Source organism: Bradyrhizobium sp. UFLA06-24, from assembly GCF_054967145.1.
Window position 1 is genome coordinate 38,338 of the sequence record NZ_JADFUE010000036.1, and the last position, 13,347, is coordinate 51,684.

The 13,347-nt window shown below is 60.8% G+C and carries 12 protein-coding genes and 1 pseudogene; 7 read left to right on the top strand and 6 right to left on the bottom strand.

What is annotated here, in order from left to right:
* Nucleotides 1-7: 7 nt before the first annotated feature.
* The gene (locus tag IF809_RS25290; RefSeq protein WP_171463837.1) at nucleotides 8-1,195 is read right to left on the bottom strand and encodes an IS256 family transposase; all 1,188 of its coding nucleotides are present in this window, start codon (nucleotides 1,193-1,195) and stop codon (nucleotides 8-10) included.
* Between the two features lie 1,021 nt (nucleotides 1,196-2,216).
* On the opposite strand from IF809_RS25290, the gene IF809_RS25295 reads away from it, so the two are divergent.
* Complete coding sequence (locus IF809_RS25295; protein ID WP_014497718.1) at nucleotides 2,217-2,519, top strand: hypothetical protein; 303 nt, start codon at nucleotides 2,217-2,219, stop codon at nucleotides 2,517-2,519.
* A 178-nt stretch (nucleotides 2,520-2,697) separates the two neighbouring features.
* Here the strand turns inward: IF809_RS25295 and IF809_RS25300 are convergent, their stop codons facing one another.
* From IF809_RS25300 to IF809_RS25310, 3 genes are all read right to left on the bottom strand, one after another.
* The gene (locus IF809_RS25300) at nucleotides 2,698-2,904 is read right to left on the bottom strand and encodes a hypothetical protein (protein ID WP_131233156.1); all 207 of its coding nucleotides are present in this window, start codon (nucleotides 2,902-2,904) and stop codon (nucleotides 2,698-2,700) included.
* A gap of 41 nt (nucleotides 2,905-2,945) precedes the next feature.
* The gene (locus tag IF809_RS25305) at nucleotides 2,946-3,149 is read right to left on the bottom strand and encodes a hypothetical protein (protein ID WP_014497717.1); all 204 of its coding nucleotides are present in this window, start codon (nucleotides 3,147-3,149) and stop codon (nucleotides 2,946-2,948) included.
* 672 nt (nucleotides 3,150-3,821) lie between these two features.
* The gene (locus tag IF809_RS25310) at nucleotides 3,822-4,718 is read right to left on the bottom strand and encodes a LysR substrate-binding domain-containing protein (protein ID WP_011084956.1); all 897 of its coding nucleotides are present in this window, start codon (nucleotides 4,716-4,718) and stop codon (nucleotides 3,822-3,824) included.
* Between the two features lie 108 nt (nucleotides 4,719-4,826).
* Here IF809_RS25310 and IF809_RS25315 point away from each other — a divergent pair, with 108 nt between their 5' ends.
* The 5 genes from IF809_RS25315 to IF809_RS25335 all read left to right on the top strand — a co-directional run bounded on the left by IF809_RS25315 (nucleotide 4,827) and on the right by IF809_RS25335 (nucleotide 10,567).
* The gene (locus IF809_RS25315; protein WP_011084957.1) at nucleotides 4,827-5,576 is read left to right on the top strand and encodes an SDR family NAD(P)-dependent oxidoreductase; all 750 of its coding nucleotides are present in this window, start codon (nucleotides 4,827-4,829) and stop codon (nucleotides 5,574-5,576) included.
* A gap of 24 nt (nucleotides 5,577-5,600) precedes the next feature.
* Nucleotides 5,601-6,452, top strand: a complete 852-nt coding sequence (locus tag IF809_RS25320) for a transketolase (protein ID WP_011084958.1) — start codon at nucleotides 5,601-5,603, stop codon at nucleotides 6,450-6,452.
* A complete protein-coding gene (locus tag IF809_RS25325; RefSeq protein WP_014497715.1) occupies nucleotides 6,449-7,459 on the top strand; it encodes a transketolase family protein in 1,011 nt (336 codons plus the stop codon). The genes IF809_RS25320 and IF809_RS25325 overlap by 4 nt, the downstream gene beginning before the upstream one ends.
* A 193-nt stretch (nucleotides 7,460-7,652) precedes the next feature.
* Entirely contained in the window at nucleotides 7,653-8,678 is a 1,026-nt protein-coding gene (locus IF809_RS25330; RefSeq protein WP_014497714.1) for a TRAP transporter substrate-binding protein, read from the top strand.
* A complete protein-coding gene (locus IF809_RS25335) occupies nucleotides 8,675-10,567 on the top strand; it encodes a TRAP transporter large permease (RefSeq protein WP_011084961.1) in 1,893 nt (630 codons plus the stop codon). The genes IF809_RS25330 and IF809_RS25335 overlap by 4 nt, the downstream gene beginning before the upstream one ends.
* A gap of 45 nt (nucleotides 10,568-10,612) precedes the next feature.
* On the opposite strand, the gene IF809_RS25340 is transcribed toward IF809_RS25335, so the two are convergent.
* Nucleotides 10,613-11,503: an SMP-30/gluconolactonase/LRE family protein gene (locus IF809_RS25340; protein ID WP_011084962.1), complete on the bottom strand. Its 891-nt coding sequence runs from the start codon at nucleotides 11,501-11,503 to the stop codon at nucleotides 10,613-10,615.
* A gap of 34 nt (nucleotides 11,504-11,537) precedes the next feature.
* Complete coding sequence (locus IF809_RS25345) at nucleotides 11,538-12,014, bottom strand: ATP-binding cassette domain-containing protein (RefSeq protein WP_202557216.1); 477 nt, start codon at nucleotides 12,012-12,014, stop codon at nucleotides 11,538-11,540.
* Between IF809_RS25345 and mmsA the strand changes: the two are divergent.
* Nucleotides 11,998-12,999: pseudogene (mmsA, locus tag IF809_RS25350) on the top strand (CoA-acylating methylmalonate-semialdehyde dehydrogenase); the annotation flags it as partial. The gene IF809_RS25345 and the pseudogene mmsA sit on opposite strands and share 17 nt — an antisense overlap.
* Nucleotides 13,000-13,347: the final 348 nt, after the last annotated feature.

The window sequence follows — 13,347 nt, forward strand, 5'->3', positions numbered from 1 at the left end:
CTTTTGATCAGGCGACGGCTCCGGTTTCAGAGAGTTGTGGCTGATAGAGCGGTCGCATGTTCATGTAGCATTTGGTCGACCACGCCGTTCCGGCAATGTGCCGCAGCCGGGCCGCCGCCAAATTGAGACAGGATTGACCGTCGGGGAAGGCGCCGACGACACGGGTTCGTCGCCGGATCTCCTTCATGATGCGCTCGAGCGGATTGTTCGTTCGAATCTTCCGCCAATGGATGTCAGGAAAGGCATAGTAGGCGAGCGTCTCGTGAACCGCCTGCTCGACGAGATCAGCAGCTTTGGCCATACGGCTTGCCCGCAGATCCGCGATGACGGTCCTGGCTTTCTCGTCGGCCGCGGCGCGGCTCTCCTGGGCATGAATGGCCTTGAGCATGTGGCTCACCTCGTGGACCCGGGTCGACGGCACGTGGCTGAAGACATTGCGATAAAAATGCACCATGCAGCGTTGATAGCGGGCCTCCGGCAGATAATCCGCAACGCTTTCGACAAGACCTCGGCACGCATCGGAAACCACCAACTGCACGCCCCTGAGACCGCGATCGACGAGATGCCGCAGAAACGAGGACCAGCCGGATTTGTCCTCCTTGGCGCCCTCACAGATGCCGAGGATCTCCCGGAACCCCTCGGCATTGACCGCCGAGGCCACCAGCAGCGAGACGTTGCGAACCTCACCAGCCCAGCTGCGCTTCATCACGATGCCGTCGAGGTAGAGATACGGATGCTCGCCTTCGATCCTGCGATTCCGCCACGCCTCGATCTTGGTATAGATCTTCTTGTTCAGGTTCGACACTGTGCTCGGGCTGACCCGGGGGCCCCACAGCGCCTCCGTAATGTCTTCGACCCGCCGAACCGAAATCCCGGCCAGATACATCTCGATCAGCGCCTCCTCGACCGAGCTCTCCCGCCTCCGGTAGCGCTCGATAATCGCCGTCTCGAAGGTTTGCCGCCGTAGCTTCGGAACCTTCAGATTGACGTCGCCCGCCTTGGTCTGCAGCGTTCGCTCGTAGCTGCCCGCCCGCGTGTCCTGCCGGGCCGGGCTGCGCTCATAACGCCCAGCACCGCACAGCTGGTCCGCTTCGGCCTCCAGCATGGCGTTCAGTGTCTCTTCCACCGTCCCGCGGACCATCTCGCCCAGGTGATCTCGAATCCGGGCCTCATCAATTTGGATCACCTGACCCATGGCATTCCCATCGTTCATTCAAAGCTCCTTCATTCTAGAGGAAGCCGTCAATCCTGAAAGTGCGAAAGACTCTGTACGTTACCGAATGCAAAGCAGTTTTGAGATGGCGTGCAATCTTTTGACAAACATTTACGGGGCAATGCAATGAGTTCGAAAAACATCAGAATTTCATCGACATCGGTGACCAGACAGGAATGGCGTGCTGTCGACGCAGTCGTTAACACCAAGGGCAGAGATGCAACATCGTTTCATGCCGAACCGAGTGCCGCAGTAGTTACCGAACGCAGATTAGCAAGTCTGGGGCCTTCACAAAAATTACCGTCTCAATCGAGCCGGCCAATGTGTCGACGCGACAAGCGATCCGCCGGCTGAATGATGAACTGGAGGGGCGAGTCTCACCTTCGGATACGTTCGCATCCAAAACTGCATCCTGATCCGCGCTCATGCTTGGCCCATGCACTTTGCATATGAGACAACGGCGTTCTCGAGCACGGAGTTGATGCAAGGGGACGTTCTGCGAAGGACGCTAGAGCTGGATGCTCTACTGGAGGCAGTTCATCCTCATTTTTTCCACCATCCGAAGAACTTATTCTTCATCGTGCTAACGCAAAGTTGCGACCTAGTACCTCGCGGGCCAGCGGGCGGATGCAAGGCACCGTACATTGCCATTGCACCGGTGCGCAGTCTCGAATTGGTCGTAGAACGACAGGTCGGTCAATTCCAGGCTCCTGCTGTGAAATCCGATCTCCCTATCGTTGGACTTCGGGCGAGAAATAAGATCTCGGAGTTTATGGGCCGGCTTTTGAATTACAACGAGCCTGGCTATTTCTTTCTGGATTCCGAGGGCACAGATCTCAGGTAGACTGCATAGCGTTTCTCAAACTTTCCATCGCTGTGAAGGCCGATCTCCACCTAGCAACCTGCGTTGCGGCGAAGATCTTGCAATTGACAGACACGTTTCAGGCAAAACTTGGTTGGCTAGTTGGCCAAATGTATTCGCCCGTCGGAACGCAGGATATGGATGCTGACAAAGCGACAAAAAATTGCGGACTCTCAGAAGAGCGTTGCTCTGTGGTTCGATGACTCAAAAATCAAAGCGGTTGAATCAAGGTTCGCCGAACTCCGTCAGTTGGATCCCAATAAGAGTATGTCAGAGGCTGAAATTGCGGCGATGATCCGCGCCGTCCCATCCGTCCGAAAAGAGGTGATGACCCGAGCGACGGAAATCATCAAAGATACGCTTGGCGAGAACCAACAGGGAGCGGCTCGACGCTTAAGTTCAAGATTAGCGAGCGACGCTGCGCTAAAGAAGCTTTTGCGGTAGATGTCACATGTCGCGGTGACGTGACAGTCGAGCGAGCAACCAGTAGCTGGATTTCGCCGCGCAGGGCATGATCACGATCACGGATTGGTCACCTCACGCTTCGTTCGGCTCCTAGGACGCAAAGCGTCTGTGGACCCATCACGACTACTGACTTCGTAAAGTCACATAGGCGACCGACCTAGAATACTGAACCTTGTGCGCTGGTGCTGATGGCGATGACATCGCCACGGCGGCAGATCTTCGCGACGGCGGCGATGTCGCCGTCCGAAGCTCCACCCTGAAAGAGTATTTGCGCAGAAGATCGACAATAGGCCGACGGCTCAGGAGCGGCTTTGGGCGCGGCCGGAGCAGGCGCCTGACCATAAGCCGAATCCACGAGGGCCATGCAAAGCGCCGCAGGCCAATGTCTCAGCATGATCTCCGTACCTACTTCTTCGTGCCGTAGGGGCTTTGGTTCGTCGGAGCCAGTGAGATTCCTTCCTCAGATGCTTTGTTGTAGATCGCGTTTTCGGTTCGGCCCAACTTCAGGCCGATCACTCGCGTCGGTGTGTTGCCCTTCACAAGTTGTTTGAGTTGGCTCACTTCGCCTGACGTCGACTGCTTGCCGCTATTCCGGGTCGACTTCGCCATTGCGCGCTTCCTCTTATTGGTGGGTGCCGTAACGGTTCCCGGTGTTTGAATTCACATAGGTCCCGCCGCGGTGCAACGATCCCGAGCCGCCTGAAAAGCTGCCGCCGTGGCTTGAGGTGTGGTGTCCGCCGCCATAGCTGACACGGCCCCCGTGACCTCCTCCGCGAGCATCGGCCGGTCCAATTATTCCGATTGCCAAAAAAAGCCCGGCAACGAGCGTTGCTGCCCTCATATTGTTCCCCCTCAAAAACGTCTCTTGTAAATTCGCTCCTCTATCCAACTGCAACCGATGCGGGAGCGCAAGCCGTAGTGCACCGATGACACTTTCTCCACTGGTGTGTGGATGTGAGACTTTGGACCTAGGGAAAAATACGGGTAAGGGGCGACCTTAAAGGTGCAGACCGATGATAAACCGGATGGCAAAGAAGGCGCCCCCGGCGACCACGGCAGTGGCGCTAATCGCGAACACTACTCTCCAACCCTCGTCCATTGTGCCTCGCGATAAAACGACCCCCGCGGGGGCAACGCGGAGGCCGCTGTTGGGGCGCTCCAAGGCAGGGGGTCCTGAAGCGATACGGCAACGTGCACGCGGTCGGAGGGGTTCCTATGAAGGGCAGATCCTCAAAACGCGGTGGATTTCCGCATCAGCTTCAGGAATATCTCGATGAGGTCTCACTGCGAGGAGCGAACATCTCCGCCGCCGAGTTGGGCCACCACCCAATCCGCAAAAGCTCGTACCGACGATCTTTGTCGGCTTGCGCGCGGGTAGATCAAGCGGTGACCGACGTAGCGGATATCGTTGGCGCGTCCGGCCAATGGAGCGACCAAGCGCCCGCACGCCAGTTCGCGTTCGGCCAGAAGCGTTGATTCCAAGGCCACGCCCAATCCCTCTGCAGCCGTCGCGATCGCAAGAAAGCTTCGGTCGAATCTCATGCCGTGAAGCGCAGGTGCTTCTAACCCATTCGCGGTGAACCATTGATGCCACTGCACCCGCTTCACGTCGGAGCGGATGAGCGTCTGATCGAGGAGATCGGCAGGCTTCCTGATCGATTTTGCGAGCGAGGGCGAGCAGAGCGGCGTGACCGTCTCCTCCGGCAGAGGGACAATTTCGACGCCCTCCGCGCGTGGCGGACCGTAGACGATGTCGATATCGAAATCATCGTTGCTGAAGCGCGCATAGTCCGTGCTTGCAGCCAGCCGAACCTCGAGCTTCGGGTAAGCAGCGAGAAACTGTGCAAGCCGTGGTGCCAGCCATTGCGCAGCAAAGCTGGGCGCGGAATGGACGCGCACCAATTGTGGTCCGCGCGCGGCAACTTCCTCTAGGCCACGGCGGAGCTGATCGAATGCCGCTCCCGTGTGACGCATCAGGTTCTCGCCGGCCGGCGTAAGTCGCACGGATCGTGCGCTGCGCTCGAACAAAGCGGTCCGAAGGGTGCCCTCCAGCTTGCGGATGGCATGACTAACGGCACTCGGTGTCAGGTGAAGCTCATTCGCCGCATCGCGAAACGATCCGGTGCGGGCAGCCGCTTCAAAGGCACGAATTGCCGATATGGGGATATTCGACAGCATCCCATAAGTGAACCAGATTCATCGATCCGTGACAACTGCGCGTTTGTCCGTTGGCGGTCGGCGGGTCATTCCTAAGCGCCAAGGAAGAACAATTTGCGGGAGGAACTGATGCTGCTCAGCGGTAAGACGGCCATCATTTCGGGCGCGGCCTCGCCGCGCGGGATCGGGCTTGCCACCGCCCGGCGGTTCGCCGCCGAGGGCGCTCGGGTCGCCATTCTGGATATTGACGCCGGCGCTGCGACGGATGCTGCGGCATCGCTCGGAAATTCCCATATCGGACTAGGGTGCGACGTCGCCGACAAATCGTCCTGCGAACAGGCGGTCGCCCGCGTGATCGAATCCTTTGGCGGCACCGATGTTTTGATCAACAATGCCGGCATCACCCAGCCGGTGAAGTTCCTGGAGATCTCGGCAGCCGATTGGGATCGCATTCAGGACGTCAATCTCAAGGGCATCCTGTTTCTCTCCCAGGCGGTGATCCCGCATATGCGCGGACGGAAAGCCGGATCGATTGCATGCATGTCGTCGGTCTCGGCCCAGCGCGGTGGTGGAATTTTTGGCGGCCCGCACTATTCGGCCGCGAAGGCCGGCGTACTTGGTCTCGCCAAGGCGATGGCCCGAGAGTTCGGCCCGGACGGCATTCGCGTCAATTGCGTCACGCCCGGCCTGATCGGCACCGATATCACCGCGGGCAAGCTGACCGACGAGATGAGGGCGAAGATCCTGGAAGGCATTCCGCTCAATCGTCTCGGTACGGCCGAAGACGTCGCCGGTATCTACACCTTCCTGGCCTCGGATCTCTCCGCCTACGTAACCGGCGCCGTGATCGACGTGAACGGCGGCATGCTCATCCACTGAGCCAGCGAGACAAGGGTCAGATCGATGGAAACCTCGACCAACGCGCTTACGAACACGCCCAAGCTGACGGACCGCGCCCACAATATTCGCCGCAATGCCCTGCGCATGGGCGAAGTTCAGGGCCAAGGCTATATCGCACAGGCGCTCGACATCTCTGACGTTCTCGCCGTCGCCTATTTCCATGCGATGCGCTACAGACCCGAAGATCCGTCCTGGGAGGAGCGAGACCGCTTTCTGCTCTCCAACGGGCATTATGCCATCGCGCTCTACGCGGCCTTGATCGAGGCGGGGATCGTCCCCGAGGAAGAACTCGAAACCTATGGCAGCGACGAGAGCCGCCTGCCGATGTCGGGCATGGCCTCCTACACACCGGGAATGGAAATGTCGGGCGGCTCGCTCGGGCTCGGACTCAGCATCGCCGTCGGCATGGGCCTGGGACTCAAACGCAAGAAATCCGGAGCGCGGGTATACACCTTATTTTCCGATGGCGAGCTTGACGAAGGCTCGGTCTGGGAGGCGATCCAGTCGGCAGGCCACTACAAGCTCGACAATCTGATCGGCATCGTCGACGTCAACAATCAGCAGGCGGACGGTCCTTCCACGCAGGTCATGGCGTTCGAGCCGCTGGTCGAGAAGCTTCAGGCCTTCGGCTGGTTCGTGCAGCGCGTCAACGGCAACGATCTCAATGCCGTGGTCGCCGCCTTCGACGCGGCCAAGTCCCATCCCGAACTCAAGCCGCGGATCATCGTCGCCGACACGCTGATGGGGAAGGGTGTTCCCTTCCTCGAGCAGCGCGAGAAGAGCCATTTCATCCGCGTCGAGCCGCACGAATGGCAGCTCGCGCTTGCCGCGCTGGAAGCCGGGAGGCAGGCATGAAGACCGTCAGATCAGCACCGCAGCCGGGCAAGCCGCGCCTGACCACCTCAGCGATGATCGCATCGATCGCAGCCGAGGGGCAGAAGACCAGACCGGGGCCGTTCGGACACGCGCTCGTCGAACTCGCGCGCCACCGCCCTGAGGTGGTCGGCATGACGGCCGATCTCGGCAAATACACCGACATGTACATCTTCGCAAAGGAGTTCCCGGACCGCTATTACCAGATGGGCATGGCCGAGCAGCTTCTGTTCGGCGCCGCCTCCGGCCTCGCTGCCGAAGGCTTCATGCCTTTCGCGACCACTTACGCGGTGTTCGCGTCTCGGCGGGCTTACGATTTCATTCACCAGACGATTGCGGAGGAAGACCGCAACGTGAAGATCGTTTGTGCTTTGCCCGGCCTGACCTCGGGCTACGGCCCGAGTCACCAGGCCGCAGAGGATCTCGCGCTATTTCGTGCCATGCCAAATATGACGGTCATCGATCCCTGCGATGCCCACGAGATCGAGCAGTTGGTGCCTGCCATCGCGGCGCATCAGGGGCCAGTCTACACCCGCCTGCTGCGCGGCCAGGTGCCGGTCGTTCTGGACGAGTACGACTACAAATTCGAGCTCGGCAAGGCCAAGCTGATCCGCGACGGGAAGGACGCCCTGGTCATCTCATCCGGCATCATGACCATGCGCGCGCTCGAAGCCGTACAGACCTTGAAAGACGACAGCATCGATATTGCGGTGCTGCATGTTCCAACCATCAAGCCGCTCGATACCGAGACGATCTTGCGTGAAGCCGGCAAGTCGGGCCGCCTGGTCGTCGTTGCCGAAAACCACACAACGATTGGCGGTCTCGGCGAGGCGGCTGCCGCGCTTCTGATGCGTTCCGGCGTCCATCCGCCCTTCCGCCAGATCGCATTGCCGGACGAGTTTCTTGACGCCGGCGCACTTCCGACCCTGCACGACCGCTACGGGATTTCCACCGCAGAGGTCGCACGGCAGATCAAGCGGTGGCTTTAGTGTACCGGCGCTAAGCGCCAACTTAGCCAAGCCCAGGTGAGGAGCTACGCCCGTCGCATGTTGCGGCGGCGAGTGATTGCTCCTGCCCAAATGCCGGTGGTCGAGAGCCGGCAAGCGAAGAACCCGGAAAGCTGCACGTCAGCCTGCGCTGATGCAACGGGCAGCAACGTCAATGAAGGACCAGGAGGAAAACATGACTGCATCGAAGCCCGGAAGCATCAGTCGCCGTTCGCTGTTGATGGCCGCCACCACCGTTCCTCTCTGCGGGATTCTCACCCGCCCGGCGTCTGCCGCCGAGTTCGTCTACAAGTTCGCGACCGGACAGGACCCAACGCATCCGGTGAATATCCGGGCGCAAGAGGCGATCGACCGTATCCGCGAAGCGACGAGCGGTCGGCTGGAGATCAGGCTATTTCCGGCCAACCAGCTCGGCTCCGACACCGAGCTTTTGACCCAAGTTCGCAGCGGCGGCGTCGAGTTCTTCAACCAATCGTCCTCGATTCTTGCCACCCTCGTACCTAGCGCAGGCATTGTGAACACCGGCTTCGCATTCGCCGACTACGACAGCGTATGGAAGGCGATGGACGGCGACCTCGGCACTTACATCCGGGCGCAAATCGCCAAGACGCCAATCATGGCGGTTTCGAAGGCCTGGGACAACGGCTTTCGTCAGGTGACCTCGTCGGGCCGCGAGGTCCGGACGCCGGATGATCTGAAGAATTTCCAGATCCGCGTTCCGCCCGCGCCGCTGCTCACCTCGCTCTTCAAGGCGCTCGGCGCCGGGCCGACGCCGATCAACTTCAACGAGGTCTATTCCGCGTTGCAGACCAAGGTCGTCGACGGCCAGGAGAATCCGTTGCCGATCATCGCGACCGCGCGTCTTTACGAAGTGCAGAGCACGTGTAGCCTCACCGGGCACGTCTGGGATGGCTACTGGATTCTGGGCAACAAGCGCGCCTTCGAGCGCCTGCCCAAGGATGTGCAGGAGATCGTGACGCGCGAGCTCGATCGCTCCGCGGTCGATCAGCGGGCAGACATCGCAAAGCTCAGCCAGTCCCTGCGCGCCGATCTGTCGACCAAAGGTCTCAAGTTCATCGACGTCGATCGTGCCGCTTTCCGCCAGGCGCTGTCTAAGACCAGCTTTTACGCCGACTGGAAGGGCAAGTTTGGCGAGGAGGCATGGTCTCACCTTGAAAAAGCCGCGGGCCAGCTATCATGACCAGCGTGAGCCATACGCCGCATGTGGATACCGGGCTCGCGGCCGGCAGATCTCAAGCGAATTCGCGCCGATGGGTGGTGACAGCGAACATGGTGCTTGGCCACGCTGTCGCAGTCCCGGCGGCCTTGCTCGTGCTGGCGGAGATCGTGGTGCTGTCCGCGGGCATCGTGGGCAGATACGTATTCCGCTCGCCGATCGTCTGGTCCGACGAGCTTGCCGGCATTCTCTTCCTCTGGCTCGCCATGCTCGGGTCTGTGATTGCGTTCCAGCGCGGCGAGCACATGCGGATGACCGCCATCGTCGGCGTGCTCAGTGCGGAGCTCCGCGCGTTCCTGGATGTCATAGCGGCCGCGGCGTCGCTGGCATTTCTCGTGCTCGTCGTTTGGCCGGCCTATGAATTCGCCGCCGACGAGGCCTTCGTCACCACTCCGGCGCTCGAGATCGTCAACACCTGGCGTGCGGCAGCGCTGCCGATCGGCATCGGGCTGATGCTGATCGCAGCCGTCCTCCGGCTCATCCGCATCGCGAGCCTGCGCAGCTTGCTGGCCTCCCTGGCGATCGTCGCAGGCATCATCGGAACGTTCATTCTGCTGGCGCCGGTCTTGAAGGCACTTGGCAATCTGAATCTTCTGATCTTCTTCGTTTTCGTGGTCGGCGCGATGGTCTTTGCGGCCGTGCCGATCGCGTTTGCATTTGGCCTCGCCACGGTCGGCTATCTCGCCCTGACAACCAGCACGCCCGACGTCGTGATGATCGGACGAATGGACGAGGGCATGAGCCACTTGATCCTGCTTGCCGTGCCTCTCTTCGTCTTTCTCGGCCTTCTGATCGAGATGACGGGCATGGCGCGCGCCATGGTCAGCTTCCTGGCAAGCCTTTTGGGCCACGTGCGTGGCGGACTGCACTACGTGCTGGTCGGGGCGATGTATCTGGTCTCAGGCATCTCCGGCTCCAAGGCGGCGGACATGGCTGCGGTGGCTCCAGTGCTGTTTCCCGAGATGCGGCAGCGTGGGGCCAAGCCCGGCGATCTCGTTGCGCTCCTGGCCGCGACGGGGGCGCAGACCGAGACGATTCCCCCGTCACTCGTTCTGATCACGATCGGCTCGGTGACCGGTGTGTCGATCTCGGCGCTGTTCACCGGCGGGTTGCTTCCGGGCGTGGTGCTCGCGATCATGCTCGCGGCCGTGGTGTGGTGGCGATACCGCCGCGAGGACCTGTCTCACGTCAAACGGGCGACGGGGCGGCAGATTGGCCGCGCCTTTGTGATCGCGATACCGGCCATCGCGCTGCCATTCGTGATCCGGACCGCCGTCGTCGAAGGCGTTGCGACGGCAACGGAGGTCTCGACCATCGGGATCCTGTACTCGGCCTGTGCGGGACTCTTCATCTATCGGCAGTTCGACTGGCGCCGCATCTATCCGATGCTGGTCGAGACGGCTTCGCTGTCGGGGGCGATCCTGCTCATCATCGGCGCGGCGACGGGCATGGCCTGGGCGCTGACCCAGTCGGGATTTTCTGCCTCTCTTGCAAAGTTCATGACCAGCCTTCCCGGCGGAGTACCTGTCTTCCTTGCCGTGACGATCGTGACCTTCGTGATCCTGGGCAGCGTTCTGGAAGGGATCCCGGCCATCGTCTTGTTCGGCCCGCTCCTGTTCCCGATCGCGCGGCAGGTCGGGGTGCACGATGTCCACTACGCGATGGTGGTCGTTCTCGCGATGGGCATCGGCCTGTTCGCGCCACCGTTCGGCGTCGGCTACTACGCGGCTTGCGCCATCAGCCGCATCAACCCGGACGAGGGCATGAAGCCGATCGTGGGCTACATGATCGCGCTTTTGATCGGCACGCTGATCGTCGCGGCCGTGCCCTGGCTATCGATCGGCTTCCTTTGACGCATCTGCGGGACGCCTTGCGGGACAAAACCGCGAGGCACCTCGTCAGGCGAACTTCGGCAGATGCAGCGGCAGGCCCTCGCAGGGCATATCGATCTCTTCGACTTGCCCCTTGCCGACTTCAGTCACGCGTAGCTTCTTGCCCTCGAGCGTGAAGGCACAATTCGTCGGCTGCGGCCCATCCAGGATCAGCCGGTCGACGACTTCACCCCGTCGGTCCAGCACCCTGACGTTCTTCTGGTTGTAGACCGTGCAATAGAGGCGGCCATCCGTGCCGAAGGCCATCCCGTCCGGACCTTTGAAATCGGGATTGGCATTCGGTTGCAGGACGTTGCCGAAGACCTCGCGTCTAGGCGAGGCTTCGCCGAGCACGTCATATCGGTAGATCTCGCCGGTGAAGGACGCGTTGGCATAGAGGTGATTGTCGGAGCCGAAAGCAATGCCGTTGGTGAAGCGGATCTTCCGATCGAGCACGCGTAGCACCTTCATGGCCGCCGGATCGATCTCATACACACGGCCGTCCCAATCAAGGTCCATATAGCCGTCGACGAAGGCCTGGCCGTTGATGAAATCTTCGGCCGCCATGCCGGAGTCGGTCAGGTAGAGCAGTCCGTTCGGGCCGAAGCAAAGATCGTTCGGAAATAGAAAGCGGTCCGTACCTTCGCCCTGCATGCGCCGGATCTCGTTTCCGCCGTCGTCGATGCAGATCAGCGCCCGGAGGCCTGCTTCCGCGATCCAGATCCGGCCGTGGCCATCAGTCGTCAACCCGTTCGGACGCCCGCCAGTCGTCCGGATCACCCTGCGATTGCCGCGAGAGTCAAGCCGTGTGATGCAAAGGGTCGACGCGGACATTTCGGTCACATACATCGATCCATCGGGCAGGCACACCGGCCCCTCCGGAGCTCCAATTCCGGTGGCAAACAGTCTCGACGCCATTTTTTCCTCCCGTTCTCCAGATTGCCGGCGCTCGTTACGAGATGACCAGGCCGCTGGCCGGATCGATCAGCACCACGCGATTGAGGTCGATGGCGAGGTTGATCCGCTCGCCATGGCTGCTGACGTCATGAGCCTGCAACTCCGCGACCGCATCGACGCCGCCGATCTTGATGGTGGTGAATGTACGGGTCCCCGTCGGCTGAATGAGGTCGACGACGGCCGAATAGGAGACCACCCCGTCGCGCGGAGGTCCGCCGCCAGCCCGGCTGAAGTGCTGGGGTCGAATGCCCACCAGAACTTCTTGGCCATCCGCACCTGTCCGCAATTTGGCTCTTGCATTCGGAAGCGTCAGCGCACCGCCGGACTGAAACACAACTGCGGCGCAGCCGCCGCTTGTCTTGAGGGTCGCCGGGACGAGGTTGATCGACGGAGACCCGAGGAAGCCGGCCACAAAGCCCGTACGAGGCTGCTCGAACAGTTCAAGCGGAGCCCCCTGCGGAAACACCTTCATCCTGAAGCCGTCGGAACGTGATCCATCCGCTTCGCTAATCATGGCGGAATGGCTGAAGGAAGCCGGCCTGCCGGATGGCGTCTTCAACGTGGTGCAGGGTGATAAGGAAGCCGTCGACGCGCTACTGCATCATCCGAACGTCTCGGCGGTCAGCTTCGTAGGGTCCACGCCCATTGCGCAGTACATCTATTCGACCGCCGCGAATACCGGAAAACGCTGTCAGGCTCTCGGCGGCGCCAAGAACCACATGATCGTGATGCCCGATGCCGACATGGATCAGGCGGTTGATGCACTGATGGGTGCCGCTTACGGCTCCGCCGGCGAACGCTGCATGGCGATTTCTGTTGCCGTACCGGTCGGCGAGGGGACCGCGGACAAGCTGATCTCAGCCTTGGAGCCGAAGGTTCGAGGCCTGAAGGTCGGGCCGGGTACCGATCCCGAGGCCGAGATGGGTCCTATCGTCACGAAGCAGCATCTGGACAAGGTCCCAAGCTACATCGATGCGGGCGTTGCGGACGGCGCGAAGTTGCTCGTCGACGGACGCAAATTCAAAATGCAGGGCTACGAAGACGGCTTCTTCCTGGGCGGGACTTTGTTCGATCACGTCAAGCCGAGCATGAAGATCTACAAGGAGGAGATCTTCGGGCCAGTGCTCTCGGTCGTGCGAGCACCGGATTATGCGACGGCCGCGCGGCTGATCAATGAGCACGAGTTCGGCAACGGGACATCGATCTTCACACGTGACGGCGATGCTGCTCGTGAATTTGCTCACCAGATCAAGGTCGGCATGGTCGGCATCAACGTTCCGATTCCGGTGCCGATGGCCTTCCACTCCTTCGGTGGATGGAAAGCGTCGATCTTCGGCGATCATCACATGCATGGACCGGAAGGCGTCCGCTTCAACACGCGAATGAAGACAGTGACAAGCCGCTGGCCAACCGGAATACGGGCCGGTGCCGAATTCGTCATGCCGACCATGTCATGACGGCTGCCGGATACTGCTTTTGTCTGTTCTCCCAGACTGCGAGGGCCATCGGCCCTCGTTCTTTTCATAGGTCATTCTAACGGCCTCTGTCTTAGAGAAATGCTCGAGCATGCCGCAGACAGTTGTGTTCGGCCGTAGCTCGAATGGCGGGTTTTGGCGCCCAAGAAACTTAAAAATGCTTTATCTTTCATTTGGGATTGACTGACACTCTCTCCGTCATTGGCGCGATTTTGTACGCCTCCGCATTTCGACTGAGGTCGACCGCGGGCGCCGAAAAAGTTGGGGTGCGGCCACGCATACTCGGGCCACAGCGACATACGCCTTGCGGCGGCCGATCTTGTCCGAAAG

Bases quoted from the DNA above. Each gene is read 5' to 3' on its own strand.
- IF809_RS25325 (WP_014497715.1), top strand. From the start codon at position 6,449: ATGAAGACCGTCAGATCAGCACCGCAGCCGGGCAAGCCGCGCCTGACC.
- IF809_RS25290 (WP_171463837.1), bottom strand. From the start codon at position 1,195: ATGGGTCAGGTGATCCAAATTGATGAGGCCCGGATTCGAGATCACCTG.
- IF809_RS25295 (WP_014497718.1), top strand. From the start codon at position 2,217: ATGCTGACAAAGCGACAAAAAATTGCGGACTCTCAGAAGAGCGTTGCT.
- IF809_RS25315 (WP_011084957.1), top strand. From the start codon at position 4,827: ATGCTGCTCAGCGGTAAGACGGCCATCATTTCGGGCGCGGCCTCGCCG.
- IF809_RS25310 (WP_011084956.1), bottom strand. From the start codon at position 4,718: ATGCTGTCGAATATCCCCATATCGGCAATTCGTGCCTTTGAAGCGGCT.
- IF809_RS25345 (WP_202557216.1), bottom strand. From the start codon at position 12,014: ATGAAGGTGTTTCCGCAGGGGGCTCCGCTTGAACTGTTCGAGCAGCCT.
- IF809_RS25330 (WP_014497714.1), top strand. From the start codon at position 7,653: ATGACTGCATCGAAGCCCGGAAGCATCAGTCGCCGTTCGCTGTTGATG.
- IF809_RS25300 (WP_131233156.1), bottom strand. From the start codon at position 2,904: ATGGCCCTCGTGGATTCGGCTTATGGTCAGGCGCCTGCTCCGGCCGCG.
- IF809_RS25340 (WP_011084962.1), bottom strand. From the start codon at position 11,503: ATGGCGTCGAGACTGTTTGCCACCGGAATTGGAGCTCCGGAGGGGCCG.
- IF809_RS25320 (WP_011084958.1), top strand. From the start codon at position 5,601: ATGGAAACCTCGACCAACGCGCTTACGAACACGCCCAAGCTGACGGAC.
- IF809_RS25335 (WP_011084961.1), top strand. From the start codon at position 8,675: ATGACCAGCGTGAGCCATACGCCGCATGTGGATACCGGGCTCGCGGCC.
- IF809_RS25305 (WP_014497717.1), bottom strand. From the start codon at position 3,149: ATGGCGAAGTCGACCCGGAATAGCGGCAAGCAGTCGACGTCAGGCGAA.